At 57.9% G+C, this 26,303-nt stretch carries 22 protein-coding genes; 18 read left to right on the forward strand and 4 right to left on the reverse strand.

Annotation, left to right across the window (positions count from 1 at the left end; all coding sequences use genetic code 11):
• The first annotated feature begins 2 nt into the window (after positions 1-2).
• Positions 3-1,982 (forward strand): preprotein translocase subunit SecA, encoded by a 1,980-nt coding sequence (locus ABD013_RS10000; protein WP_343805408.1) that lies wholly within the window; start codon positions 3-5, stop codon positions 1,980-1,982.
• Positions 1,983-1,990: 8 nt separating this feature from the next.
• On the forward strand, positions 1,991-2,731 hold the full coding sequence (locus ABD013_RS10005) for an efflux RND transporter periplasmic adaptor subunit (protein WP_343805410.1): 741 nt from the start codon (positions 1,991-1,993) through the stop codon (positions 2,729-2,731).
• Positions 2,732-2,837: 106 nt separating this feature from the next.
• On the opposite strand, the gene ABD013_RS10010 is transcribed toward ABD013_RS10005, so the two are convergent.
• A complete protein-coding gene (locus ABD013_RS10010; protein WP_343805413.1) occupies positions 2,838-3,845 on the reverse strand; it encodes an AraC family transcriptional regulator in 1,008 nt (335 codons plus the stop codon).
• Positions 3,846-4,101: 256 nt separating this feature from the next.
• On the opposite strand from ABD013_RS10010, the gene antA reads away from it, so the two are divergent.
• The 7 genes from antA (at position 4,102) to ABD013_RS10045 (ending at position 10,920) form a co-directional block, all read left to right on the forward strand.
• A complete protein-coding gene (antA, locus tag ABD013_RS10015; RefSeq protein ID WP_343805415.1) occupies positions 4,102-5,487 on the forward strand; it encodes an anthranilate 1,2-dioxygenase large subunit in 1,386 nt (461 codons plus the stop codon).
• Between the two features lie 3 nt (positions 5,488-5,490).
• On the forward strand, positions 5,491-5,979 hold the full coding sequence (antB, locus tag ABD013_RS10020; RefSeq protein ID WP_343805417.1) for an anthranilate 1,2-dioxygenase small subunit: 489 nt from the start codon (positions 5,491-5,493) through the stop codon (positions 5,977-5,979).
• Positions 5,980-6,023: 44 nt separating this feature from the next.
• Positions 6,024-7,043, forward strand: coding sequence for an anthranilate 1,2-dioxygenase electron transfer component AntC (gene antC / locus ABD013_RS10025; protein WP_343805419.1), 1,020 nt, complete (start codon positions 6,024-6,026; stop codon positions 7,041-7,043).
• 40 nt (positions 7,044-7,083) lie between these two features.
• A complete protein-coding gene (locus ABD013_RS10030; RefSeq protein WP_343805421.1) occupies positions 7,084-8,007 on the forward strand; it encodes a catechol 2,3-dioxygenase in 924 nt (307 codons plus the stop codon).
• 64 nt (positions 8,008-8,071) lie between these two features.
• The gene (locus ABD013_RS10035; RefSeq protein WP_343805422.1) at positions 8,072-9,061 is read left to right on the forward strand and encodes a TRAP transporter substrate-binding protein; all 990 of its coding nucleotides are present in this window, start codon (positions 8,072-8,074) and stop codon (positions 9,059-9,061) included.
• A 54-nt stretch (positions 9,062-9,115) separates the two neighbouring features.
• Positions 9,116-9,664, forward strand: a complete 549-nt coding sequence (locus ABD013_RS10040; protein WP_343805423.1) for a TRAP transporter small permease — start codon at positions 9,116-9,118, stop codon at positions 9,662-9,664.
• The gene (locus ABD013_RS10045) at positions 9,661-10,920 is read left to right on the forward strand and encodes a TRAP transporter large permease (RefSeq protein WP_343805425.1); all 1,260 of its coding nucleotides are present in this window, start codon (positions 9,661-9,663) and stop codon (positions 10,918-10,920) included. The genes ABD013_RS10040 and ABD013_RS10045 overlap by 4 nt, the downstream gene beginning before the upstream one ends.
• 43 nt (positions 10,921-10,963) lie before the next feature.
• Here ABD013_RS10045 and ABD013_RS10050 read toward each other — a convergent pair whose 3' ends face one another.
• Positions 10,964-11,974: an AraC family transcriptional regulator gene (locus ABD013_RS10050; protein ID WP_343805427.1), complete on the reverse strand. Its 1,011-nt coding sequence runs from the start codon at positions 11,972-11,974 to the stop codon at positions 10,964-10,966.
• Positions 11,975-12,188: 214 nt separating this feature from the next.
• Between ABD013_RS10050 and ABD013_RS10055 the strand changes: the two genes are divergently transcribed.
• The 6 genes from ABD013_RS10055 (at position 12,189) to ABD013_RS10080 (ending at position 18,439) form a co-directional block, all read left to right on the forward strand.
• Positions 12,189-13,424, forward strand: coding sequence for a dienelactone hydrolase family protein (locus ABD013_RS10055; protein WP_343805429.1), 1,236 nt, complete (start codon positions 12,189-12,191; stop codon positions 13,422-13,424).
• 12 nt (positions 13,425-13,436) lie between these two features.
• The gene (locus ABD013_RS10060; protein ID WP_343805431.1) at positions 13,437-14,225 is read left to right on the forward strand and encodes an SDR family oxidoreductase; all 789 of its coding nucleotides are present in this window, start codon (positions 13,437-13,439) and stop codon (positions 14,223-14,225) included.
• 75 nt (positions 14,226-14,300) lie between these two features.
• Positions 14,301-15,545: a styrene monooxygenase/indole monooxygenase family protein gene (locus ABD013_RS10065; RefSeq protein ID WP_343805433.1), complete on the forward strand. Its 1,245-nt coding sequence runs from the start codon at positions 14,301-14,303 to the stop codon at positions 15,543-15,545.
• 1 nt (position 15,546) lies between these two features.
• Positions 15,547-16,086 (forward strand): flavin reductase family protein, encoded by a 540-nt coding sequence (locus ABD013_RS10070; protein ID WP_343805435.1) that lies wholly within the window; start codon positions 15,547-15,549, stop codon positions 16,084-16,086.
• Between the two features lie 65 nt (positions 16,087-16,151).
• Entirely contained in the window at positions 16,152-17,051 is a 900-nt protein-coding gene (locus ABD013_RS10075) for a SphA family protein (protein ID WP_343805437.1), read from the forward strand.
• Between the two features lie 437 nt (positions 17,052-17,488).
• A complete protein-coding gene (locus ABD013_RS10080; RefSeq protein WP_343805439.1) occupies positions 17,489-18,439 on the forward strand; it encodes a helix-turn-helix domain-containing protein in 951 nt (316 codons plus the stop codon).
• Between the two features lie 60 nt (positions 18,440-18,499).
• Here ABD013_RS10080 and ABD013_RS10085 read toward each other — a convergent pair whose 3' ends face one another.
• The gene (locus ABD013_RS10085; protein WP_343805441.1) at positions 18,500-19,486 is read right to left on the reverse strand and encodes a porin; all 987 of its coding nucleotides are present in this window, start codon (positions 19,484-19,486) and stop codon (positions 18,500-18,502) included.
• A 47-nt stretch (positions 19,487-19,533) separates the two neighbouring features.
• Positions 19,534-21,222 (reverse strand): arylsulfatase, encoded by a 1,689-nt coding sequence (locus tag ABD013_RS10090; RefSeq protein ID WP_343805443.1) that lies wholly within the window; start codon positions 21,220-21,222, stop codon positions 19,534-19,536.
• 217 nt (positions 21,223-21,439) lie between these two features.
• On the opposite strand from ABD013_RS10090, the gene ABD013_RS10095 reads away from it, so the two are divergent.
• The 3 genes from ABD013_RS10095 to ABD013_RS10105 all read left to right on the forward strand — a co-directional run bounded on the left by ABD013_RS10095 (position 21,440) and on the right by ABD013_RS10105 (position 26,297).
• Positions 21,440-22,810 (forward strand): MATE family efflux transporter, encoded by a 1,371-nt coding sequence (locus ABD013_RS10095; protein ID WP_343805445.1) that lies wholly within the window; start codon positions 21,440-21,442, stop codon positions 22,808-22,810.
• Between the two features lie 208 nt (positions 22,811-23,018).
• Positions 23,019-23,768 carry an acetoacetyl-CoA reductase gene (gene phbB, locus ABD013_RS10100; RefSeq protein ID WP_343805447.1) on the forward strand — a complete coding sequence of 250 codons (750 nt, stop codon included), beginning with the start codon at positions 23,019-23,021 and terminating at the stop codon, positions 23,766-23,768.
• 306 nt (positions 23,769-24,074) lie between these two features.
• Positions 24,075-26,297: a heavy metal translocating P-type ATPase gene (locus ABD013_RS10105; protein ID WP_343805449.1), complete on the forward strand. Its 2,223-nt coding sequence runs from the start codon at positions 24,075-24,077 to the stop codon at positions 26,295-26,297.
• Positions 26,298-26,303: the final 6 nt, after the last annotated feature.

The raw sequence follows: 26,303 nt of genomic DNA on the forward strand, positions 1-26,303 counted from the left end.
GCATGTTTTCCCTGCTGACGTCGGCCGAACGCTATCCCCAGAAACTGGACTGGAGCGAGCTGCCCAGGCTGGAGCGGACCTGGAACTGGCTGGTACTGCACTGGACGCGACATGTGGGGCTGTCAGCTCGGCGTCAGCTGCGCTTCGTAAAGCGTGTCGAGGCGCATGAAACCGCCTTCAAGTTGCTGGACGAGGCTGAACTCAAGACGCAGTTGCAGACCATCCGCCTTGGCCTGCGCCGCGATGGCATCCAGGACGCTCAGGTCGCCCCGGCCTTTGCGCTGATCCGGGTGGTGTCGGCGCGAATCCTGGGCATGCGTCACCATGATGTCCAGCTGAGAGGCGGCTATGTGCTGGTGCATGGCTGCATCACCGAGATGGATACCGGTGAGGGCAAAACCCTGACCGCGACGCTGGCGGCCATCGTCATGGCGCTGGCCGGGCGTCAGGTACAGGTGGTCACGGTCAATGACTATCTGGCCGGGCGTGACGCCGCCGAGATGACACCGCTGTACGACTGGTTCGGTCTGACCACGGCAACGGTGGCCGAGGATGCGCCGCGTGAAGCACGCGAGCAGGCCTATCGGCACCCGATCGTCTACTGCACCGGCAAGACGCTGGTGTTCGATTACCTTAAGGATCGTCTGGTACTGGGACAGCAACTGTCGCAAATGGGCATCCGGCTGAAGGACTTCGTGCGCAACAAGCCTGGCGGCGAGCTGCTGTTGCCGGGGCTGCAGTTTGCCATTGTCGATGAGATCGACAGTGTGTTGATCGACGAAGCGCGAACGCCGTTGATCATTTCCGCCAGCGACGAAAGTGCCCGCCATGAAGAATACTACGGCCATGCGCTGATGCTGGCCAAGGCATTGGAACCCTTCACCGACTTTGTGGTGGATGAGCGCAAACGCGTTGAATTTACGCGTCAGGGCCGTGAGCGCCTGGTGGCGCTGACGCAGGACTCTGATCCCATCTGGCACAACCAGTTTCGTCGTGAGGAAGCGGTCATTCAGGCGCTGACGGCACTGCATAACTTTGTCCGTGACGAGCACTACATAGTACGTGACGACAAGGTGATGATCGTCGATGAGCACACCGGGCGTATCATGCCGGATCGGTCCTGGGAAAAGGGGCTGCACCAGCTGATTGAGCTGAAAGAAGAAGTGCCTGTCACGCCACCAAGGGTCACACTGGCCAAAATCAGTTTCCAGCTCTTCTTCCGCCGCTATATGGGGCTGGCCGGCATGACCGGGACCGGGCGCGAAGTGGCTGCCGAAATGGGGCATGTTTATGATCTGTTGTCGGTCCGCATTCCACCGCATCGGCCCAGCCGGCGTGTGCGTCAGGGGAGCCGGGTCTTTGCCACCGCGGACCTCAAATGGCAAGCCTTGGTCGAAACGCTTACGCAGCTTCAGGGCCGGGGGCAGCCGGTGCTGGTGGGCACGCGTACGATCAGCGCAGCCGATGAGCTGTCAGAACGGCTGACGCAGCAGGCGGTCGAGCACCAGGTATTGCATGCCGACCAGGATGTGGAAGAAGCCCTGGTTGTGGCCGAGGCGGGCAAGCATGGGCGCATCACCATCGCCACCAACATGGCCGGTCGCGGCACGGACATCAAGCTGGCAGAGGGCGTTGATGCGCTGGGTGGCCTGCATGTGATCCTGACCGAGCTGCATGACAGTGCCCGCGTGGATCGCCAGCTGGTGGGTCGCAGTGCCCGTCAGGGACAGCCTGGCAGCTGGGAAGAGATGCTGTCGCTGGAGGATGAGCTGCTGCAAGTGTTGCCGCGAAGTGTGTTGGTGGGGTTGAGCCGAATGTTGCAACAGGCACCTGACAATCGCCTGTTGCAGTGGGGGGCGCGAAAGGTGTATTGGCTGGCACAGAAGAAAGTCGAGCGTTACCACAAACGGATCCGGCGCAGCTTGCTCAAGGCTGAATTCCATACCCGCCGTTCATTGTCATTTACCGGAAAATCGGAGTAGTCATACAGATGTCGAAACACAATTATCCCCTGCTTGGCGTGTTGATCGGATGTCTGTCCGGCGTGGTACAGGCTGAGCCGTTACAGGCCCTGAGCTGCTATCTGGAGCCTTCGGCGGACGTGACTGTCGGCACCACTGCCGAAGGACGGCTGACCCGGATGCTGGTGGACCGCTCTGATCATGTCAAAAAGGGCCAGTTGTTGGCCGAACTGGAGTCGGGGCTGGAGAACGCCGCGGTCAACACCAAGTCGGCCCAGGCCGCCTATGCCAGTCGTCGCCTGGAGCGCATCCGGGACCTGACCGCCGCCAAGTTGATCACCGACCAGGAGGTCGATGACATCAAGACCGAGAAGTCGGTCGCCAACCTGGAATTGCGCGAGCGTCGCGAGCAGCTGAAACTGAAGAAGATCACCAGCCCCATCGATGGAGTGATCGTGGAGCGTATGGTGGCTGAGGGAGACCTGCTCACGGGCGGTGAAGTGGCCCGCATCGTCAGCCTCGACCCGCTGTATGTGGAAACGGTCATGCCCCTGGAGCGTTTCGGTAGCCTCAAAAAAGGTGACCGCTATCGGGTGAAACTGCAGCACCTGGAGACGGTTCATGACGCCGAGGTGGTCAATGTGGATGCGATTATTGATGCCGCGAGCAGCACCTTCCGGGTACGCCTGCAAATGGCCAACCCGGAATACCGGATTCCGTCGGGCTTGAAGTGCCTGTTGCTACCCTCGGAGACCCTGGCTGCTGAATGAATGCTGTCGGGCGGTAGCCAGGGGGCAAGCTCTGAAGCACCGCTTTGCCGCGATGGTGGTTCTGGATGCGGTGCTGGGGCAGGGAGAGAGGGCCAGGCTGGCTCAGTTATAGGCTCAGCCTGGCTTTTGCCAACGTCTCGGACGGGGTTTCACCAAAAAACTTCTTATACTCTGTAGAAAAGCGCCCTAAATGGTTGAACCCCCAGTTCAGTGCCAGGGTGGAAATGCTCTCTTCTCCCAAGGCTCTGATAATATCGGTACGTACGCCTTCCATGCGAATACGTTTTAAATAGGCGGTCGGTGGAACGCCAATATAACGCTTGAAATCGGCATACAGCTTGTTTCTTGAAACTCCGGAAATCCACTCAATATCATCCATGTGGATTTCATCCTTGGCATGTTCTTTCAAATAATCGATCGTTTTTATCAGGTAGGCAGGCAGGTTGTTCTTGATGGCGTTCTTGATCTCATCCGAATAATTGTGCGGTTGAGAGGTCAGCACGCCCTTGATCAGGGCCTGTTCCATGTCGCGGATAAAAGCGGGGCTGTTATACAGACTGTCCGGGCAGGACAGTTCCTTTTCAATAAAGCGAACGGTGCGCCACCAGGCACTGGATGACCCCACCTTGGCATCCATTTTTGCATCGAAAATCAGTGGCTTAGTGGCCGGTTTGCCGATCAGGCCTTCAAGTCCCAGTTCCATCGCCTGGCGCGAAATGCGCACCAGCGTCTTACGGCAGTTGCCGCTGATGTGAAGCTCATAAGGTGCCGCAGGGGAGATGATCACACCGCTGGTGATGTTGGACTGAACATTGCCACCGTCGCAGCTCAGTTCCTGGTATCCGCTGATGGGCAGGCTGATACTGTAACTGTTACTCAGGTCCTCGACTTTTACGGTTACATCGGTGCCGTACTCGATATAGCCGATGGCCGTTGTTGTCGAATTAAGAATATTTCCAACATGTCTGAAATGCATTTTATTTGCATCATGGACTGTCAGATCATGTGGGCCGCATATATTTGACATCCAGGATACGGCATCGCCGGCATCGTGAATATCGGCCATTAGTTTCTTGGCCGGTTCGCAACCAAGGATATTGTCTGTTTCCAGCATGGAACAACCATTTTTAATTATTATTTATATTCAGGCCTGTTGGGTTATGGCTGAAGCCACCTTTCAAACTAGCACCGGTTGCAAGTTGTGGTCAACGTTTTCTCGGCACAGGTTAAATCCGGCCAGCGGATGGGAAAAAGGGGATAGCGCTTCTGAAAAAAGTGGATAGCTGCGGATGGTGCGGCTCTGGTCTCATGGTTATCACGACAAGACAGGAGGGCAAGGTGATCTGCCCGCCGCCAATGGAGACCCAACAATGAATAATAACAAGCAGAATTTGGAACACTGGCGCGAGAAGGTTGAGTCGGCACTCGACTTCCGCCCGAATGACAAGACCTACAAGGTTGCCCGCGAAATCTTCACTGATCCTGAGCTTTTCGACCTCGAAATGGAATTGATTTTCGAGAACACCTGGATCTACGCCTGTCACGAAAGCCAGATCGCCAATAACCATGACTTCTTCACCATGCAAGCGGGCCGTCAGCCGATGATCATCACCCGCGATGCCAAGGGCGAGATCAATGCGTTGCTGAACGCCTGTCAGCACCGTGGTGCGACTCTGACGCGTGTGTGCAAGGGCAATCAGTCAACCTTTACCTGCCCGTTCCACGCCTGGTGTTACAAGACTGATGGCAAGCTGGTCAAGGTCAAGGCGCCGGATGAATACCCGGCCGACTTTGACAAGTCCACCCGTGGCCTGCGCAAGGCGCTGGTTAGCAGCTACAAGGGCTTCGTGTTTATCAACCTGAATACCGAGTCCACCCAGTCGCTGGAAGAGTTCCTCGGCGATGCCAAAATCGCCTTTGACATGATGGCTGCCCAGTCACCGACCGGTGAGCTGGAGGTGCTGCCGGGCTCGTCCACCTACACCTTCGACGGCAACTGGAAGCTGCAGAACGAAAACGGCCTCGATGGTTATCACGTCAGCACCGTGCACTACAACTACGTGGCGACTGTTCAGCACCGTCAGCAGCAGGATGCGGCCAAGGCGGGGGGCGCCAGCAAGACACTGGACTACAGCAAGCTCGGTGCCGGTGACAAGGAGACCGATGACGGCTGGTTCGCGTTCAAAAACGGCCACACCATTCTGTTCAGTGACATGCCCAACCCCGAAGTTCGCCCGGGCTACGCTTCTGTGATGCCGCGACTGATCGAGGAATACGGCCAGGAGCGTGCCGAATGGATGATGCACCGTCTGCGTAACCTGAACATCTATCCGAGCCTGTTCTTCATGGACCAGATCAGCTCCCAGCTGCGCGTCGTGCGCCCTGTGGCCTGGAACAAGACCGAGGTGCACAGTTTCTGCCTGGGCGTGAAGGGCGAGTCCGACGCCGACCGCGAAAACCGCATCCGCCAGTTCGAGGACTTCTTCAACGTATCCGGCATGGGTACCCCGGATGACCTGGTGGAGTTCCGTGAAGCCCAGAAAGGCTTCGAAGGACGTGCCGAGCGCTGGAATGACATTTCCCGAGGTTGCGAAAACTGGGCCTATGGTCCGACCGCTAACACCCGTGCCCTGGATATCGAACCGGCAATTACCGGTACCGAGTTCACCCAGGAAGGTCTGTATGTGAACCAGCATTCCAACTGGCAGCGTTATCTGCTCGAAGGGTTGGCAGCCAAGGCGAAGAAGGAGGTTTAAGCAATGAGCAATGTTATCCAGAGCATCGAGCAGTTTCTCTACCGTGCATCCGAATACTGCGACCGCCAGCAGTGGGATGAATACCTCGACATGTTCGACGCGGAGTCTGAATTCCACATTCCGCAGTGGGACAGCGAGCATGTTTACACCACCAACCCCAAGCGCGAGATGTCGTTGATCTATTACCCGACACGCGCGGGCCTGGAAGACCGCGTCTTCCGCATCCGTACCGGCAAAAGCGCCGCCTGTACTCCGATGCCGCGCACCATGCACCTGGTCGACAATGTCCAGGCTGAGCAGCAGGAAGATGGCTTGTGGAAAGTGAAGGCGAACTGGGCGACCCACTTCTTCCGCTTCGGTGAATCCGAGTGTTTCTTTGGCTGGTCCGAGTACCTGATGCGGGCCGAGGGTGACAGCTGGAAGATCATGAGCAAGCGCGCCATCGTGCTGAACGACAAGATCCGCCACGTGCTGGATTTCTACCATGTCTGAGCACCTTCGGGTGCTCATGATTCTCGACACAAGTGGTGAGTAGTATGCATAAGGTAGCACTTAACTTCAGCGATGGGCGCACGCATTTCATCGGCATCAACCCGGGCGAGGTCCTGATGGATGCCGCCCTGCGCCATGGCCTGACCTTGCCGGTCGACTGCCGGGAAGGGGTCTGCGCCTCCTGCAAGGGTACCTGCCAGTCCGGCAAGTATGATCTTGATTACGTCGACGAGGATGCGCTGAGTGAGGATGACCTGGCCCGGGGCGGTATCCTGGCCTGTCAGATGCGGGTTGAGAGCGACTGCGCGGTACGCTTCGATTTCGATTCTTCGCTGTGTACCAGTGCCGGTCCGGAAGAGGTCGAGGCGGTAGTGACTCAGGTCGAGGTCCTGTCCGATTCAACGGCAGCCCTGCACCTGGATGCCAGTTCCCGCGAAGGGCAGCTGGACTTCCTGCCGGGGCAGTACGCCCATGTGCAGGTGCCGGGTACCGACGAGTGGCGCTCCTATTCCTTCGCCTGTCAGCCCAACGAGAACAACCAGCTGCAGCTGCTGATCCGTTTGCTGCCGGATGGCGTGATGAGCAACTACCTCCGCGACCGTGCCCAGGCCGGTGATCGTATCCGCCTGAAAGCACCGCTGGGGGCCTTCTACCTGCAGCAGGTCAAGCGCCCCCTGATAATGGTGGCCGGTGGCACCGGTCTGGCCGCCTTCCTCGGCATGCTGGATCAGATGGAATCCGAGCCGAGCCGCGTTGATCAGCCGGTCAGCCTGTTCTATGGCGTCACCAGACCTGAGGATCTCTGTGAACTGGAGCGACTGGACCGTTACCAGCAAGCCATCCCCGGTTTCAGTTATCACAGCATCGTGATGCAACCGGATGAGGGGTGGCAGGGTCCGCAGGGCGTGGTGACCGACCTGTTCGAGGAGCCGCATTTCAACGGTGGCGAAGTCGATGCCTACCTCTGCGGACCGCCGCCGATGGTCGAGGCAGTCAAGAGCTGGCTCGACCAGCGCCAGATGGAAAACGCCAGCATCTATTTCGAGAAGTTCTCGGCCAGCTAACCCAACAGCCCAACACAATAACAACAAAGAGGACCGCACAATGAAAAAAGGCGTAATGCGCCCCGGACATGTACAGATCCGGGTGCTGGATATCGATGAGGCTCTGGCCCATTACCGCGACCTGCTCGGCCTGATCGAGGTGGACCGCGACGCTCAGGGACGGGTCTACCTGAAGGGCTGGACCGAAGTGGACCGCTTCTCGGTGGTACTGCGTGAAGCTGACCAGCCGGGCATGGATTTCATGGGCTTCAAGGTACTCAGCGAAGCTGTTTTGGAAAAGCTGCACGGTGAACTGGTGGCTTACGGAGTCGAGGTGGAGCAGGTTCCTGCCGGCGAACTGGACGGTTGTGGCCGTCGCATCCGCTTCCAGGCACCGACCGGGCACAGCTTTGAACTATTTGCCGACAAGGTGCAGACCGGTCGTTACGGCGTCGGCAACCACAACCCTGAAGCCTGGCCGCGCGATCTCAAGGGCATGAAGGCCCAGCGTTTTGACCACTGCCTGCTGTACGGGCCGAACCTGGACAAGACCTATGACCTCTTCCGCGAGGTGCTCGGCTTTGACCTCTGCGAGCAGGTAATGACGCCGGACGGCAAGCGGGTGGCGCAGTTCCTGACCACCAGCATGAAGGCGCACGATATTGCCTTCATCGATCACCCGGAACCGGGCAAGTTCCACCACGCCTCCTTCTTTCTGGAAACCTGGGAAGACGTGCTGCGCGCTGGTGACCTGATCTCGATGACCGATACCTCCATCGATATTGGCCCGACGCGACATGGCATCACCCATGGCCAGACGATCTACTTCTTCGATCCGTCCGGTAACCGCAACGAAGTGTTCTGTGGCGGGGATTACTTCTACCCGGACCACGAGCCGATCACCTGGGATGCGGACAAGCTGGGCAAGGCGATTTTCTATCACGACCGCCAGCTCAATGAGCGTTTCCTGACAGCTCTGACCTGAAGTCCGGGCCGGGCGTGCCCGGCCCAAGCCCATTATTAGAATAATAATGCACTGGAGTTAGCCCATGTCTATCAAACGATTACTGACCTCCGTTATGGCCGGCGCGATGACGCTGATGATGGTGTTGCCGGCCCAGGCTCGTGACTTCCGCCTGGGACTGATTACACCTCCACCACACAAGTGGACTCAGGCGGCCTACGCCTTTGCTGAAGAGGTGAAGGAAAAATCCGGTGGTGAGCACAACATTTCGGTTTTCCCGGCTCGACAGCTGGGTAACGAGGCGCAGATGGTTCAGCAGCTGCAAACCGGTGCGCTGGATATGGCGTTTCTGACCATAGCGGAAATCTCCAACCGTGTGCCGGATTTCGGTGCTCTCTACGCGCCCTATCTGGTCGAGAACATCGATCAGGCAGCTGCGTTGCTGAAATCTGATGAAGCTGGTGAGCTTTTGAACCAGCTGCCATCTGAAGCCGGTATCGTGGGGATCGGCTATGGCATGGCGGGCATGCGCCAGGTGATGAGCCGTGATGCCGCACAAGGTCCGGCAGATCTGGTGGGCAAGAAACTGCGCATCACCCCGTTCGAGCCGATTCGCGACTTCTACAAGGCGGCAGGTTCTGCGCCGACACCTCTGCCGCTGCCGGCGGTATATGACGCTCTGGCCAACGGTCAGATCGACGCTATCGATATGGACTTCGACTCCATCCTGATCTTCAAATTCTACGACCATGCCGAGAATCTGATGATCTCCAACCACATGATGTTCCCGATGGTCGGTGTGGTATCGGGTCGAGTCTGGAAAGACCTGAGCAAGGAAGAGCGTCAGCTGCTGCAGACCAGCATGCGCAAGCATCTGGATGGTGTGATCGACCATTTCCAGCAACAGGAAAAACTGCAGGAGCAGCAGTTGAGAGCGCTGGACAAGGTGGTGATTCAGGAAGTGAGTAAGGACGACTTCGCCACTGCGATCGCGGAATGGGAAAAGATCTGGTCTGAAAAAGCCAAATCGCTGCCGGGCCTGCGCCAGGCAGCCGCCGAAATCAAAGGCAGCTAACGCCGATCGCGTGTAGACCCGCGAGCGCCCCCCTCGCGGGTTGAGGACAACACTATGCTGAATACCCTTTCCGACAGGATCGTCAGGGTCGAAACGGCACTGGCCGCCATGCTGGCCGCCGCGGTTACCCTGCTGATTCTGCTGAACATCGCCAGCCGCGCGCTGGGGATGGCGATTTACTGGGTGGATGAACTGGCCATCTATGCCATGGTCTGGACCACCTTTCTGGCAACTTCGGTCGTTTTGAAAAAACGTCAGGTCGTAGCAGTGACGCTGCTGGTGGACATGATGGGAGAGCGCAGTCGCTCCTGGCTGCAGTGCTTTTCAGATCTGATGATCCTGGTGTTTTCACTGAGCCTGCTGGTGCTCTGCTGGCGCTGGCTTGATCCTGCCACTCTGGCGGCATTTAATCTCGATATTAAAGCTTTTCAGGGGGATACCTTTAATTTTGTTTACTCGGAAAAAACCAATACGCTGGGTATCAAAAAAATATGGCCATGGCTGATTTTACCGGTTTTTTCTATTTCGCTTTCGCTTCATGCCCTGAATAACTTGATGTCCAGTTTCAAGCAGGCGTTTAATTTAAAGGGGGCAGGTGCATGACGTTTATATTGTTTTTTGTGCTGTTGTTTTGTGCCGTGCCAATTGCGCTTGTACTGACGCTGACGGCCCTCGGGTATATCGCTACTTCGGGTAACACGGTTCTGTTCGAGTCCTATCCTCAGCAGCTGTTTGGTGCCATCGAGAGTTATGGCCTGCTGGCGATTCCGCTGTTCATGCTGGCGGGTGAACTGATGAACGAAGGTGGCCTGACCACCCGGCTGATCAATATGGCGCGTATTCTGGTCGGTGGCTTCAAGGGCGGCCTGGCCTATATCAACCTGGTGGCCAATATGATGATGGCGGCGATCATGGGATCGGCGGCTTCACAAATTGCCATCATGTCCCGTGCCATGGTGCCGGCGATGGAGAAGGAAGGCTACTCCGCTTCCTATGCGGCTGCGATCACGGCGGCGGGAGGATTGCTGTCACCGATCATTCCTCCGTCGATGCTGTTCGTGCTCTTTGGGGTGTTGGCTCAGGTGCCTATCGCGGAGATGTTCATTGCCGGCATCATCCCCGGTCTGATCATGTCGGCACTGTTCTTTATCGTGATTGCGCTGGTGGGGCTGGTGCAGGAATACCCCAAGGGGGAGTGGCCGGATCGTGCGCAGATCAAGTCCTGGCTGCTGATGGGGATTCCCGCAGGTTCCATACCGCTGGTGATCATCGGCGGGATACTGACCGGTCTGGCGACACCGACCGAGTCGGCAGCCCTGGCTTCACTCGCGGCCCTTCTGATCGGCAAATACATCTACAGGGATTTGCAGTTCTCCCACCTGCCGGAGATCCTGAAGCGGACGGCGCTGAACTCCGGCATGGTGATCATGCTGATCTCGGCCGCGGGCGTATTCGGCTGGGTGGTTGTCTATGAAGAGATTCCCCAGATGGCGGCCTCATGGATTGCGGACCAGACCTCGGATCCCTTTGTGTTCCTGCTGATGGTGGTGGGGGTACTGATCCTGGTGGGCATGCTGGTGGACGGTATTGCCGCGCTGATTCTGGTGGTGCCGATTCTGTTGCCGATTGCCCAGCAGCAGTTCGATATCAGTCCCTATCAGTTCGGCGTTGTGGTCTGCCTGACGCTGGTAATGGGCTTGTTGACCCCGCCGGTTGGCGCCGGGTTGTTCATCGGGTCGGCGATGACGGGCATAGCGCCCATGCAGATCTTCCGCTCACTGCTGCCGTTCCTGGCCGCGACACTGGTTACGCTGGTGCTGCTCAGTGCCTTCCCGGAGCTGGTCCTGATGCTGATCTGATCGCTGAAAAGGCTGGCTACAAGAACAAGACAAGGCGCAGGCATCAGGCCTGCGCTTTGCGTTTGGTTTCGCTGGGCTTTTCACCGAACAGTTTCTGGTATTCCTGGCTGAAGCGCCCCATGTGCGTGAAGCCCCAGTACATGGCAACATCGGTGACCGAGTCGTGATTGTCCGGTCGGGACAGCGCTTCGTGGATACGTTGCAGGCGAACACTGCGCAGAAATTCCATCGGGCTCATGTGCCGAAATTCACGGAATCCGGCATAGAGTGTGCGCACACTTACATCGGCGATCTCGGCCAGCATGGCGGGACTGAGCGAGTCCTGTGCATGGGCTTCGATATACTCCTCAACCCGCTTCACATGGCGCGGGGCCAGTGGGCGATGGTTGCCCGAAAGCTCCTGTGAATAGTTGTTCGGTTGCTGGCTCAGCAGGGTGCTGATCACGAGCTCCTCCAGTTGCCGGGTTATCAACGGCTGCTGCAGACAGCCGGGCAAGTCCTTTTGCATCTGTGTGATGTACTCCAGCATATGCACCCAGGCGGGTGAGTTCTGCCAGTGGAGATGGCAGTCAAACTCCACCGGCTGCTTGACGCTGTGGCCCAGATAGCGGCTGCAGATCTGCTCCAGTTCGCGGCGGTCGATACGCAGCATCAACTGGTCACATTCACTGTCATAGTGCATCTTCAGACGCTGTGTCGGGTTCAGTACCACACCCTGATGGCAACTGGTGATCAGTGAGCAGTCACCACAGCTGATTTCGGCCTGGCCGCTGACCGGCATCTGGATCAGAAAGAAATCTTCCAGACAGTCCGGATCCACCTCCACGGAGGCGCCATATTTCAGGCGATGAAAGGAAACGTGCCCCATGGAAAACTGGTGCAGTCTCGAGTTCAGAGCGCTGGTGTGTCCCGAGGGAACAAGCCGGTGCGGCTTGAAAGCTTCGCCGACCTTGCTGTGCACCTCGTCCACGTCACATGAACTGAACACCCGCATCTCGGGCTGATCCAGCAGTGCGTCCGCCAGCAGGGGCGAAAGGCGTTGTTTGGATTGCATTGGCTACTTCCCTTCTTATTTTTATCTGTCCGCATTAAGAGCTGCGGTTGCTCAGGGGTTTGGACATTATAAACAGGGGACGTGTCGAGAGTGGATATTTGCTTATATTTTTTTGCACTATCCGGATAGTCGCTGCCGGCATCGGATCGTATCAGTAAAAGCCTTTTAAATAGTATTGGTTCCGTAGATTGAAAATAATAACAAGGAGCCACTCATGGGAATCCAGATTCAAATTGATGCAAAAGACGGTTCAGGAAGTTTTAGCGGATATCTGGCCGTACCGGCAGCCGGCAATGGGCCGGGGCTGATTCTTTTGCAGGAGATTTTCGGCGTCAACGGCACCATGCGTCAGATTGCCGATTACTATGCCGAAGAGGGCTATGTGGTGCTGGTGCCGGATCTGTTCTGGCGTCAGGAAGCCGATGTGGAACTGGGCTACGATGAGGCCTCCTGGCAGAAGGCGTTTGGCTTCTATCAGGGCTTTGACCAGGACAAGGGCGTCGAGGATATCGATGCAGCCATCACGGCCCTGAAAGCGCGCGATGAGCATACGGCGGGTGTCGGCGTACTGGGCTTCTGTCTGGGCGCCCGCATGGCCTATCTGACCGCCTGTCGCTGTGATGTGGATGCCGCCATCGGCTACTACGGCATGGGCATGGAGAACCATCTGGACGAGGCCGACAACATCCGCGGACGTCTGGTGCTGCACTTCGCCGAAAATGACGAATACTGCCCGGCTGCCGCACGCAACGACATTCATGCGGCGCTGCAATCCCGCGACAACGTGGAACTCTATACCTATCCTGGCGTGGATCATGCCTTTGCCCGTCCCGGTTCCGAGCATTACCACAAACCTTCGGCGCTGATGGCGCACGAGCGCTCTGTGGCGGTGCTGCGCAAGACTATCGGGCCGAACTACAACCTGTCCTACCTTTGGGACAAGCACTGCGAATACGAATTTGATACCCGTAATGTAGAGGACACCATGGCGACCATGGTGGCTGAACCCTACGTAAACCATATCCCGACGCTGACCGGTGGCGTGGGGTACAAGGACCTGTACCGCTTCTACAAGCACCACTTCGTTGACGTCAACCCGGATGACACCCGCCTGATCCCGATCTCCCGCACCATCGGTGACACCCAGATCGTGGATGAACTGCTGTTCTGCTTCACCCATGACCGCGAGATCGACTGGCTGGTGCCCGGCATCGCGCCCACCGGAAAATATGTCGAAATCCCGCTGCTGGCGGTGGTGAAGTTCCGTGGCGACAAGCTCTACCACGAACATATCTACTGGGATCAGGCGTCGGTGCTGGTGCAGTTGGGCGTGCTGGATCCGACCGGCTTGCCGGTGGCCGGGCGTGAAACCGCGACCAAGCTGCTGGATGAAAGCCTGGCGTCCAACGAGCTGATGCCGACCTGGCCCAGCAGTGCTGGCAAGGACTGAGGAGGCGTGACCATGAGCGAGTTCAATAATCGTGTTGCGCTGATCACCGGTGGCGCCACCCTGATTGGTGCGGCCGTAGCCGAAGCCTTCGTCAGCAATGGTGCCCGAGTAGCCATTCTCGATATCGATGCCGAGGCGGGTGCGCAGCTGGCGGATCGGCTGGGACCTGCAGCCCTGTTTATCGAGACCGATATTACCGACGACGCCCAGCTGGAAGCGGCCGTGCAGCAGACCCGGGATCACTTCGGCACCTTGCACTATCTGATCAATCTGGCGTGCAGCTACCTCGATGAAGGTGCCGAATCCAATCGTGGCGACTGGCTCAAGGCGCTGGATATCAATGTGGTCAGCGCGGTGATGGCGGCACGGGCGGTACGCCCAATCCTGGCGGGGGAAGAGGGCAGTGCCATTGTCAACTTTACCAGCATCTCGGCGCAGGCGGCTCAGACCGGGCGCTGGATCTATCCCGCCAGCAAGGCCGCGCTCAAGCACCTGACCCGCAGCATGGCGCTGGATTTCGCAGAAGAGGGCATCCGCGTCAATTCGGTGTCGCCGGGCTGGACCTGGTCGCGCGTCATCGATGAGGTCAGCGGCGGCGACCGTGCCAAGGCAGACCGCGTGGCCGCACCTTTCCACATGCTGGGGCGCCTGGGCGGGCCTGAAGAAGTCGCCGAAGTGGTGCTCTTCCTCTGTTCGCCTCGGGCCAGCTTCGTCACCGGGGCCGACTATGCCGTCGATGGCGGCTACTCGGCCCTGGGGCCGGAACAGCAGGAGCCGGCGATTCCCAAGCTGGCGGAATAAAAACCTCGTTGTAACCCAACAGCCGGTCGCGCCCCCCGGTCGGCACCATAAAAAAAAGAATATTGGAGCCACTCCATGACACGCAAAATTGCAATCGTTGGCGCCGGCCAGTCCGGCCTGCAAACCGGTATCGGCCTGCTCAAGGCCGGTTATGAAGTCACCATTCTGTCGAACCGCACCGGTGACCAGATTCGTGCCGGCAAGGTGATGTCGAGCCAGTGCATGTTCGATCAGGCGCTGCAGACAGAGCGCGACCTGGGCCTGAACTTCTGGGAGCATGATTGCCCGCCGGTGGAGGGGATCGGCCTGACCGTGCCCAACCCCGAAAAGCCGGGTGAGAAGCTGATCGACTGGTCGGCACAGCTGGACAACAAGGCGCAGTCAGTGGATCAGCGCGTCAAGATGCCGGTCTGGATGGACGAGTTCGAGCGTCTGGGCGGTGAGCTGAAACTCTGTGATGTGGGTATCGCCGAGCTGGAAGACCTGACGGCAGCCAATGATCTGGTGCTGCTGGCGGCGGGCAAGGGCGAGATCGTGCGCATGTTCGAGCGTGATGAGCAGCGCTCTCGCTTCGACAAGCCCCAGCGTGCGCTGGCGTTGACCTACGTGCATGGCATGACGCCGAAGGAGCCCTATTCACGGGTGGCGTTCAACCTGATCCCGGGTGTGGGCGAGTACTTTGTGTTCCCGGCACTGACCCTGAGCGGACCCTGCGAGATCATGGTGTTCGAAGGCATCCCGGGCGGCCCCATGGATTGCTGGGGCGATATCACTACGCCGCAGGAGCATTTGCAGCGCAGTCTGGAGATCATCCGGACCTATGCGCCCTGGGAGGCCGAGCGTTGCCATAACGTGGAGCTGACCGATGAGGGTGGTGTGCTGGCTGGCCGTTTCCCGCCGACCGTGCGCAAGCCGGTGGCGACCCTGCCGTCAGGCCGCAAGGTATTTGGTATGGCCGATGCGCTGGTGGTCAATGATCCGATCACCGGTCAGGGGTCCAACAACGGTGCCAAGTGCAGCCGCATCTACCTCAACGAAATTATCGCCCGCGGTGACCAGCCCTTCACCGAGGAGTGGATGCAGCAGACCTTCGAAACCTACTGGTCCTATGCCTCTCAGGTGGTCGAGTGGACCAATAGCATGCTGCTGCCGCCTCCGCCGCACATTCTGGAGCTGCTGGGCGCCGCACAACAGTCACCGTCACTGGCTTCGCGCATCGCTAACGGCTTCGACAACCCGCCGGATTACATGCCTTGGTGGCTGGATGAAGCGGCCTGCCGGGATCTGATCAACAGCCACATGCAACAGGGAGCGGCCTGATATGACCAGCGTAAATACTGCCAATGTCGCGGTTGAAAACAGTACGGCGGCTGCTAACCTTGCGCCCTCGATTGACCCGCGTGAGCTGCGTGATGCGCTGGGACTGTTTGCCACCGGTGTGACCGTGGTCACCGCGCCGGGTGCCGATAGCCAGCCCATCGGTATCACGGCGAACTCCTTCTCATCCCTGTCGCTTGAACCGCCGCTGGTGCTCTGGAGCCTGGCGATGAGATCGCCGAACCTGGACGCCTTCGAAGAGGGTAAGCCCTTTGCGATCAATATCCTGCAGAGGGAACAGGAAGCTCTGGCACTGCAGTTTGCCCGGCCGCTGGAAGACAAGTTCCACAATGTGAGCTACGAGCTCAACAGCCGCCAGGTGCCGCTGCTGCAGGGCGCTCAGGCTCAGCTGGAGTGCACGGTCGAGTTTACCCGCGTGCTGGGTGACCACTTGCTGATCGTCGGACGAGTCGATGCGATGAACACCGAGCCAAGTGAGCCGCTGCTGTTCTACCGCGGAGCCTTTGCACAGCTGGAGAACTAATTCGTTCCACAGGGAGCCGTCTGGTGACCGCTCCCTGATAACAATAACAACACAGGATTTCATGCATGATGAACGCGTTGACTAAACCGAGCCTGGCGGCCGCCATCGCACTGGCGCTGACATTGACCACTGAAGCTCAGGCGACAGAAGGGGGAGGCTCCAACTATCCGATGGGCGCCGAAAACTACCTGATGGGGGCACTGCCGCCACCCGGGGTCTACCCGCTGATCTATGCCAACAGCTATGAAGCGGATGACTTCATGGGCGACAGCGGTGACAGCCTGCCGATCGACTTCAACTTACGTGCTGATGTGCTGGCGCCTCGCCTGGTATGGGTCACCGACAAGACCATCCTCGGTGGGCAGCTGTTCCACGCGGCCCTGCTGCCGCTGGTTGATCTGGATGTGTCGGTAAACGGCATGAAGGACAGCAACCAGGGTATCGGTGACCTTGACCTGACCGCCTTTGCACTGGCCTATCACCACAGTCCCAACTTCCACTCCGTGGTGGGCATGGACGTGTTTATTCCCATTGGTGAATACGATGTCGATGAGATGGCCAATATCGGCCGCAACTACTGGGGTGTACAGGCGGCCTATGCGGCGTCCTGGGTTAACCCGACTGGCTGGAACGCCGATATCAAGCTGATGTACGACTACAACTTCGAGAATGACGATACCGATTACCAGTCAGGGCAGGAGCTGCACTTCGACTACTCCCTCGGTTATGGTGTCAGCCCGAACTGGGTCGTGGGTGTCGGTGGTTACGCCTACAAGCAAACAACACCGGATGAAGTGAACGGTGTCGAGATCGGCAATGAAGGCCAGGCCTTCGCGATTGGCCCGTCCATCAAGTACGACAACGGCCAGGGCTTCTTCTTCTCGGTGAAGTACCAGAAGGAAATGGCCGTCGAAAACCGCCCGGAAGGTGACGCCTTCTGGATCAAGACCATCATCCCCTTCTGATCGGTCTATGCCGGCCCTGAACCCGGGGCCGGTTCCTTATACTGCAAAACTCACCCGTCAGTGCTTCGGCACTGGCACTGTGTGCTGGGGGTCTTTAGCCGCTAACGCTTCCTTACCAGTACTCCATATTCTTACTATCAGCGTGAAAGCGTTGCCGCGCTCGTACCAGGTTGATCAGCAGCAGGAGAAGCCGTTTGCATGGGAGGCATCGGCCATCAGTCAAGTTAGCTGCATGGAATGGGAAAACTGGAAAAAGTGATGAAATGATTCATTCTTACCTTATCCAGGACGATTTTTGATGATCGGGTGACATCCGCTCTGAGGCTATTCTCGGCCAACAAGCGGAAGGGCGCACCATAACGGCTTTCGGAAAAAAACGAAATACAGGTATGATTCTTGCTGGTTAAACAGCATAAAGAATCAACCGTTTGACCGTCATGTATAACGAACTGCCCTTTTCATATAACACCTGCCTTGAGTCCAGAGATTTTGAAGAAGCCCAGGCATTCTTGAACTCGCGTATTGATGAGCGTGAAGTCATACCACTGACGGCTCAAGGTAACAGTTCTAACTGTTTCACCCTGCAACCATTGCGGCAAACACTGCTCTTTGGAGCTCATTGGGGGGAGCGGGTGCATATTCGTTCGGGAGCACTCAGCACCTGTCATCTGGTCCTGCCGCTAAGCCGCTTCATAGAAGTCCGCAGTATCAACCGTTTTGTTGGACCCAATGAAATACTGCTGATGATGCCGGGATCGGAGGCTGATCTGGTCTGGGAAGCGGATTGTTCGGCGATTGTAATCACTTTCGATCGTGAAGTTTTGCAGCATTTGTCAGGCCTTGAGCGCGAAGCCTTTTATTCCGGGGCTTTGCGTATACTGCGACCGCAGGACCGACACGTTCGCTCGTTGTTCAGCCTGCTTCAGTGCCTGGCCAGTCAGCATCAGATTAACGAAGGCGAGATACTGCCAGTCATGCAGCAACACTGGGAGTCACTGTTAATCGAGTCAATCGCTAACCAGTTGGCCGACCCAACGCCTGATCATATCGACATACTGCCTTTGCAACTTCGCCGTGCTGTCGATTGGCTGCAGGCTCACATTGAACAGCCGCTGACCGTCAGTGACCTGGTGAAGGCTGCAGGTTGCAGTCGTCGCTCGCTGGAAAACGGTTTCCAGCAGTTCATTGGCTGCTCACCCGCACGCTATATCCTTCAGCAGAAGTTGGATTTGGCGCACCAGCGTCTGCAACAGACTCAAGGGACGGTCAGCGAGGTGGCTTACCACTGCGGTTTCAACCATCTCAGTCACTTTACCCGTTTGTACAAGGACCATTACGGCGAAACGCCGTCCCAGACGCTGAAACGGCATACGCTTGTTACACGGTGATAACCGGAGTGGTGACGGCAGGGGAAGGGAACCCTGCCGGTGCTACTCCGGTAATTGTGTCTAGAAGCGCAGGTTGACCCCCAGGGCATAGTTGCTGTCACCTCGGTCATACTGGCCGGTTTCGGCCCAGACCTTGACCTGGTCATCCAGCTGTTTCTCGAGTTTCAGCATGTACACTGACTCGTCGGCAGCATCATAGTCGTGGTCTTTCTCCTTGTAGCCCACAGCCATGCCGTAACCTGTGCCCAGATTGATGTTGGCTGAGATGCCGAAAGAATCGGAATCAGCCGCACCCTTGGGTGCGAATGGGTAGGGCTGGTTGTCACTGTGCTCCCAGACGGCACCCAGCTGTACCTGACCGAAATCGTAGCCAGCGCTGAGAGCGGTCAACAACAGGTCTTCCTGGGTAAAGGCCGGCAGCTGCTCCGCCTTGATCAGCGTGGTTCCGGCGCCCAGATGCAGCTGACCATCGTTGTACACTATGCGGATGGAAGCTGCATCGGCATCTTCGCCGTTATCCTCTTTCAGGGTGATGGCAGCCATTACCAGGCGGGTATTGGCGATGGCGGGAGATGCCCAGGCAAAGGTACCGGAAGTGCGGTCCGGCTGGACGAAAATACCGTCTGCATGCAAAGCAGCATGAGGCTCGTTGTACTCATAATGGTTGATCGGGCCATAGAGCTGCGCCCACTGACCGGAGGTGCCGCGCGGTGCCAGCACAAAGGTGCCGTACTGCGTCGGCAGCCTCATGACCGCTTCCTTGATGTGGATATCATCCTCGCCATCCTTGCCCGGATCTCCACTGTCTGCACGGTTGGCGGCCTGGGCCAAATCAACTTCCAGCTGATAGAGCAGGTTCAGATCCTTTACCTGAACCTTGCCCTTGAGGCCCAGTTCAATTTCGAAGGCTTCGGCCTCGAAATCCTGATTGTCGGTTTTCAGTGCGCCGGCGCTAAGGAAGCCATAGGCTTCCGGCTTGCTGAATTCGGCAGCCTGTCCCATCAATGGAAGGGTTGCCAGGGCGATGGCGAAGGCCATTTTTTTCATCACGAACATCTTGTTATTGTCTCCGACTGTAACTTATGGGGTGGGCCTTACTCGACACAGCGATCAAATACACAGGTGGTAAAGCTGTAACCGATCTTCTTCATCTTCTCCGGATCAGAAGGGAAGACGCCGTTATCACGCACATAGGTTTCCCAGTCGGCCAGCAATTCAGCCATTTTGTCCGGTTCGTGCTCGGCCAGGTTATGGCGCTCGGTGGGGTCGTTTTTCAGGTTGAACAGCTGCCACTCACCATCACCGTAGGGCTGCTCCAGCAGGCGAATCTTCCAGTCACCCTTGCGGATCGCGGAGCGGCCAAACAGCTCCCAACCAACTGTGCGCTCTTCAGCCTTGTTACCCTGAAGTATTGGCAGCATGGAGTGTCCCTGGATTGGCAGAACTTCACGGCCGTTGTAGGGGCTGGTGATCTCTTTGACTCCTGCCAGCTCGAGGAAGGTGGGCATTACATCCTTGACGTGGATAAACTCGTGATTGATCTGACCTTTCTGCGTCTCGCCAGGCAGACGTACGATGGCCGGTGTCACAAGGCCGCCCTGAGAGGGGAAACCCTTGAACAGCGGGAAGGGTGTGGCACTGACCTGGCCCCACTGGGCGCCATACCAGATATAAGAGTTGGGACGACCCATATTTTCGTAGCTGTTGTCGTAGTCGCTGGCGAACCAGGCCTTGTTACCAGGCAGTACTTCCGGGCTGTTGCCATCGGCGCCGTTGTCGGACATGAACATCACGACGGTGTTGTCCAGCTCGCCTTTTTCATCCAGCCATGTAAGCAAACGACCGATATTGTGATCCATGTTGTCGACCATGGCGGCATAAACCTGCATGCGACGGGTTTCGATCCTTCGCTGCTCGTCGGTCAACTCTTCCCAGCGAGGCAGTTGCGTCATCGGCGTGTTGGCGGTGACTGCAGAGTTGACCAGCCCCATCTCCTTCATGCGCTTCAGGCGTGCCTGACGGATCTGCTCGTAGCCCTTTTCATACCTGCCTTCGTACTTCTTCAGGTAGGCATCCGGTGCCTGTAGTGGCCAGTGCGGGGCGGTATAGGCGACATAGGCAAAGAACGGCTTGTTCTGCTCCAGATCGTCGCCGATGTATTGCATCATCAGATCGGTATAGTAATCCGACGAGAAAAAGCCCTTGGGCAGGTCGACGCTCTTGCCGTTGTCACGATAGATCGCTCTGGGGTCCTTGCCGATGATGGCACGCTGGTCGTCGAAATGGCTGGCGCCACCCTGGATCAGGGCGAATGACTTGTCGAAGCCGCGTGCGGCCGGGCTCTTGTCCTCACTTCGTCCCAGGTGCCACTTGCCCACCATGTAAGTGTTGTAACCGCTGTCACGCAGTACTTCTGGCAGCGTGGCGACCGAGGTGTTCAGGTAGCCTTCGTAACCCGGTTTGCCTTTCTGCTCCGGCTGCAGCAGTTCGGCCATGTTGCCAAGACCGGCCCGGTGACTGTCGGTGCCCGAGAGCAGCATGGAACGAGTGGGGGAGCAGGTCGGTGCCGTGTGGAAATCGGTCAGACGGATGCCTTCCGATGCAAGCGCATCAAGGTTGGGAGTCTCGATTTCGCCACCGAAAGCACCAATATCGGAGTAGCCAAGGTCATCGGCGACAATGAGCAGAATATTGGGGTTGTCTGCGGCAGAAACCAGGGATGCGGAAGTCAGCATGGCAGCCGCCAGGGCGGTCTTGCGCAAAAGGGAGAGTCTGTTTTTCATGATGTACCCTTGATTATTGTTATGGGGACAGGCTGCCGAAGCAGCTTGTGCAGTATGTTCAGCACAGCCGCAGGGGCGTTAACCGGTTTGCGCAGGGGGTATCATTTTTGCGCAACAAAATTGCGCAACAGCGCTGTAGTTTGCCTGCATCGCCTAAAGCGAAGCGGTCTCCTTTTCTGTTACACTCTGCAGCCCTTCTTCCAACCACAGGAACAGCATGTCCAGGCGGCCCGATCTGCTTAACGCGCCCATACGCCAGACCCTGGTGCGCATGACGATCCCGATGATGTTCGGCATCGTCAGCCTGATGCTGTTCAACCTGGCCGATATCTGGTTTGTGGCTCAGCTCGGTACCGAGCCGATGGCGGCGCTGGCGTTTACCTTTCCGGTTTCTTTTTCGGTTGTCAGCCTGGCGATCGGGTTGGGAATAGGAACCTCGGCGACGCTGGCGCGCCTGATTGGCAGTGGCAATGGCGGCGGCGAGCAAGCGGCGCGTCTGGCCACCGATAACCTGCTGCTGACGGTGCTGCTGATGGTGACAGTCGGCTTTGCCGGACAGCACTTTGCCGACCCGATCTTCCGGTTGATGGGCGCTGACCCGGGGTTGATGCCGTTGATCGATGCCTACATGGAAGTCTGGTTTGCCGGTTCGGTGTTCCTGGTGTTGAACATGGTGTGCAACAGCACATTCCGCGCTTCGGGTGATACACGGTTATCGGCAACGATTATGCTAATTTCCTCGCTGCTCAATATTATTCTTGATCCGCTGCTGATCTTTGGCTGGGGACCGGTACCGGCCATGGGGATTCGCGGTGCCGCCATTGCCAGCGTGATCGCCTGGGCCTCGACGACTCTGCTGGCGCTGCACCTGTTGTACCACCGCAAGGGGATGCTGCTGTTGGCGCCGCCGGATGTGGGCGAGATGCTGGGGAACTGGCGAAAGGTCTTGTCGATCAGTTTGCCGGCGGCACTGTCGAACATGATGACGCCCCTGGCCAACGGTATCCTTACGGCACTGGTGGCCGTTCATGGTGCCGAGGCGGTGGCCGCCTTTGGCGCCGGCGCCCGTATAGAATCCCTGTCACTGCTGGTGTGTCTGGCACTGTCGATGACGCTGCCGCCGTTCATCAGCCAAAACTATGGCGCGCTCAAGGTCGAGCGGGTCAGAGCGGCCTATCAGGGGGCGATCCGCTTTGCGCTGGCCTGGCAGCTGCTGATCTTTGCCGTGCTGGTGCTGGCGTCCGGTTTCATAGCCAAGCTGTTCAGTACAGATCCTGAAGTGGCGCGCTGGCTGCAGACGTGGATGTTGATCGTACCCGCCGGATTCGGTTTCCAGGCTATTACCTTCCTCAGTGCCTCCTCCTTCAATGCCTTGCATCAGCCGATGCGTGCGATGCGGATCAGCCTGTTCCGGTTGTTCCTGATGTACGTGCCGCTGGGCTGGCTGGGCAACCATTTCTTCGGCCTGACCGGCATGTTCTCTGCGCTGGTGCTGGCCAATGCGATCACTGCTGTGGTGGCTTCCACCTGGGTTAAGCGTTACCTGAAAACGCTTGATACAGAGCACGGTGCTGTGCCGGCTTCCTGATTGCTAGGGTTTTCCCTGATTTACCAAGGTCATACTTCTGCAATAGTTTAAAAGGACTATGATCAATGAAGTTAGAGCATGAAGTTAAAACGCTAACTGACACTATAACAAATCGTACTCTAAGCCTGACGGCCCCCATTCCTTCCAAACGGTCGACATAAGATCAGGGGAATGGAGCAGGCTTCAAACATGGAAAGGGAAGCAAAGCATGAGCAAACGAGTAGCATTGGTCACCGGCGGCACTGGTGGTTTGGGTGAAGCAATCTGCCGCAAGCTGGTAGACGCCGGTTTTCACGTTGTCGCCGGCTACAACAGCGGCGGTAATCATGATAAGGCAAAGGCGTGGCAGGAAAAGCAGCGCGAGGCCGGATACGAAATCGATGTGGCCTACGGCGATGTCACCAGCGAAGAGTCCTGCGCTGCCTGTATCGCAACCGTCAAGGAGATGACCGGTCGCGATGTGGATGTGCTGGTCAATAACGCCGGTATCACCCGCGATGGCCAGTTCAAAAAGATGAGCTGGGATCAGTGGAATGAAGTGCTGAGCGCTAACCTGGACTCCATGTTCCATATGACCCGTCTGGTAATCAACCCGATGATCGAGCAGGGGTTTGGTCGTGTGATCAACATCTCCTCTGTTAACGCACAGAAGGGCCAGTTCGGCCAGACCAACTACTCGGCCGCTAAGGCCGGTATCCACGGTTTCACCAAGGCGCTGGCGCAGGAAGTGGCCGCCAAGGGTGTCACCGTGAACACTGTATCACCGGGTTACGTGATGACCCCAATGGTTGCCAAGATCGACGATTCCGTTCTGGAAAAAATCGCCAAGTCCATTCCGGTGGGCCGCCTGGGCGAACCGGACGAAATTGGTCGCATCGTGACTTTCCTGGCGGAAGATGAATCTGCCTACATCACCGGTGCCGACTTCTCCATCAACGGTGGTCTGCACATGTTCTGATCTCCACCGGAGAGCGGGAAAATACAGGGGCTGCCGTTCGGCGGCCCTTTTTGTTTGCAGGGTCTCGCCTCGTGGGCGATAGCCTTGTGCAGCACCAATCGCTTGCATGGCCCAGGCCACCCTCTCTTGATGCTGCGCATCAATTCACCTTGAAGCAAACTCCTACATCTACATCCATGTCGATTGTCACATCCTCGTGTAGCAGCCTGCCTTGCAGGCGATCAACCACTTGACCCTGTACTCGACTTCAGGGTTTATCATTCAGTTAACGAAAAACCACGCCAAAAAGTACTCAAGGGATGTGTGATGGCTATTTACCAATTTGCCCTGCATAACGTGCGCTGTGCCGGTTGTGTGCGCAGTGTGGAAAAGTCGCTGCGCCAAACCGATGGCATTGACGACTTTGCGATCAATTTTGCCGACCGTACCGCTTCGGTGCAGACAGAGGCCGATCCCGAGGTCGTGACCCAGGCGGTAGAAGCGGCGGGGTATGGCGCCTCGCTGATGCAGGATCAGGATGACTATGATCAGCGTGCTAAGCAGGAGCGTCAGGCATTCAGAACGACGTTGCGCAAGAGCCTGGTGGCACTGGTACTGGGGGCTGCGCTGATGGTCGCGATGCTGATCGGCTGGATGCCCGACCTGCACACCGGTAGCGGTATGCTGCAGGGGGCTTTTATGGGCGTGATCACGCTGGCGATCATGGCCTACAGCGCGGGTCATATATACAAGGGGGCCTGGCAGGGGCTGTTTCATGGTGACCTGAATATGGACACCCTGATCGCGCTGGGGACGGGTACCGCCTGGATCTATTCCACCGGGTTGCTGATAGCGACGGCTATGGCAGCGGGTGTGCTGCCGGAAGCGGCCATGCATCTGTACTACGAAGCGGCCGTAATGATTCTGGGCTTTATCCTGCTGGGGCAGGCACTGGAGAGCCGCGCGCGCGGCAATACCAACGATGCCCTGCGCAAGCTGCTTGACCTGCAGCCGCGTGAGGCCTTGCGTATTCGTGACGGTGAGAGCAAGTCAGTGCCAGTGGCGATGCTGCTGCCGGGAGACCGGGTGCGTATCCGCCCTGGCGAACGGGTGCCGGTAGATGGTGTGGTGATCGAGGGCAGCAGCCATCTGGATGAGTCGATGCTCACCGGTGAACCCCTGCCGGTTAAGCGCGAGGCGGGTGACCAGGTGACCGGCGGTACCGTCAATGGCCAGGGTAGCCTGTTGATCGAAGTATCGGCGGTCGGCCAGAAAACCGTGCTGGCGCAGATTGTAGCGACGGTGCGCGAAGCGCAGAATGCCAAGCCGGCGCTGGGACGTCTGGCTGACCGTATTGCAGCCATCTTCGTGCCGGTGGTAATCCTGATCGCCGTGCTGGCGGTCGGACTCTGGCTCTGGCTGGCTCCGGCTCCAGCCTGGCCCTATGCCATCGTTGCCGCGCTGACCGTGCTGATCGTGGCTTGTCCCTGTGCATTGGGACTGGCGACACCGATGTCGGTGATGGTAGGAGTTGGGCGTGCTGCTGAGCAGGGGGTGCTGATTCGCAATGGCGATGCATTGCAGCAGGCGCAGGCGATTACGACTCTGGTGGTGGACAAGACCGGTACTCTGACCGAAGGCAAACCAGCGGTGGTAGCGCTGCATGCAGATGGCGATACCGCTCGGTGGCTGCAACTGGCGGCCAGTGTCGAGCAACACTCGGAACACCCCTTGGCACAGGCCGTCGTGAACTACACCCGTGAAAAGGGGCTGGAACTGGTCGATAGTCAGGACTTCGATGCTACGGCGGGCAGTGGCGTCAGTGCTCGTGTTGAAGGGCAGCAGGTGTTGTTGGGCAACCAGGACTGGATGCAGCAGCAGTCCGTGGAGACCGCCTTCTTTGATGACAAGGCGGATGATTTCAGCCAGGCCGGTCGTTCATTGGTTTGGGTGGCGGTTGATGGACAGATGAAGCTGTTGCTGGCGATTGCCGACCCATTGCGCGAAGACAGCGCCGAGGCGGTGGCTCAGTTGCACTGTCAGGGGCTGGAAGTGGTAATGCTCTCCGGTGATAACCAGCAGACTGCCAATGCCATTGCACAGGAGGCCGGGATCGATCGGGTTATCGCCGAGGTCAAGCCTGAGCAGAAACAGGCGGTGATTCGGGATCTGCAGTTGGAAGGCAAGATCGTGGCGATGGTGGGTGACGGCATCAACGACGCACCCGCACTGGCGCAGGCGGATATCGGCTATGCGATGGGGTCTGGCACCGATGTGGCGATCAGTTCTGCCGATGTAACCCTGATGCGGTCCAGCCTGATGTCGGTGGTGGATGCGATCGGCATATCCCGCGCCACGGTACGTAACATCAAACAGAACCTTTTTGGTGCCTTCATTTATAACAGCCTGGCCATTCCGGTAGCGGCGGGTGTGCTCTATCCCTGGACAGGATTGCTGCTGAATCCGGCAATCGCAGGCGCGGCCATGGCGCTGTCATCGGTGACGGTGGTAACCAACGCCCGGCGCTTGAAGGGGGGAAGGCTTAAATAAGAAACA

It is taken from the genome of Marinobacterium maritimum, from assembly GCF_039523155.1.
Lineage (GTDB): Bacteria > Pseudomonadota > Gammaproteobacteria > Pseudomonadales > Balneatricaceae > Marinobacterium > Marinobacterium maritimum.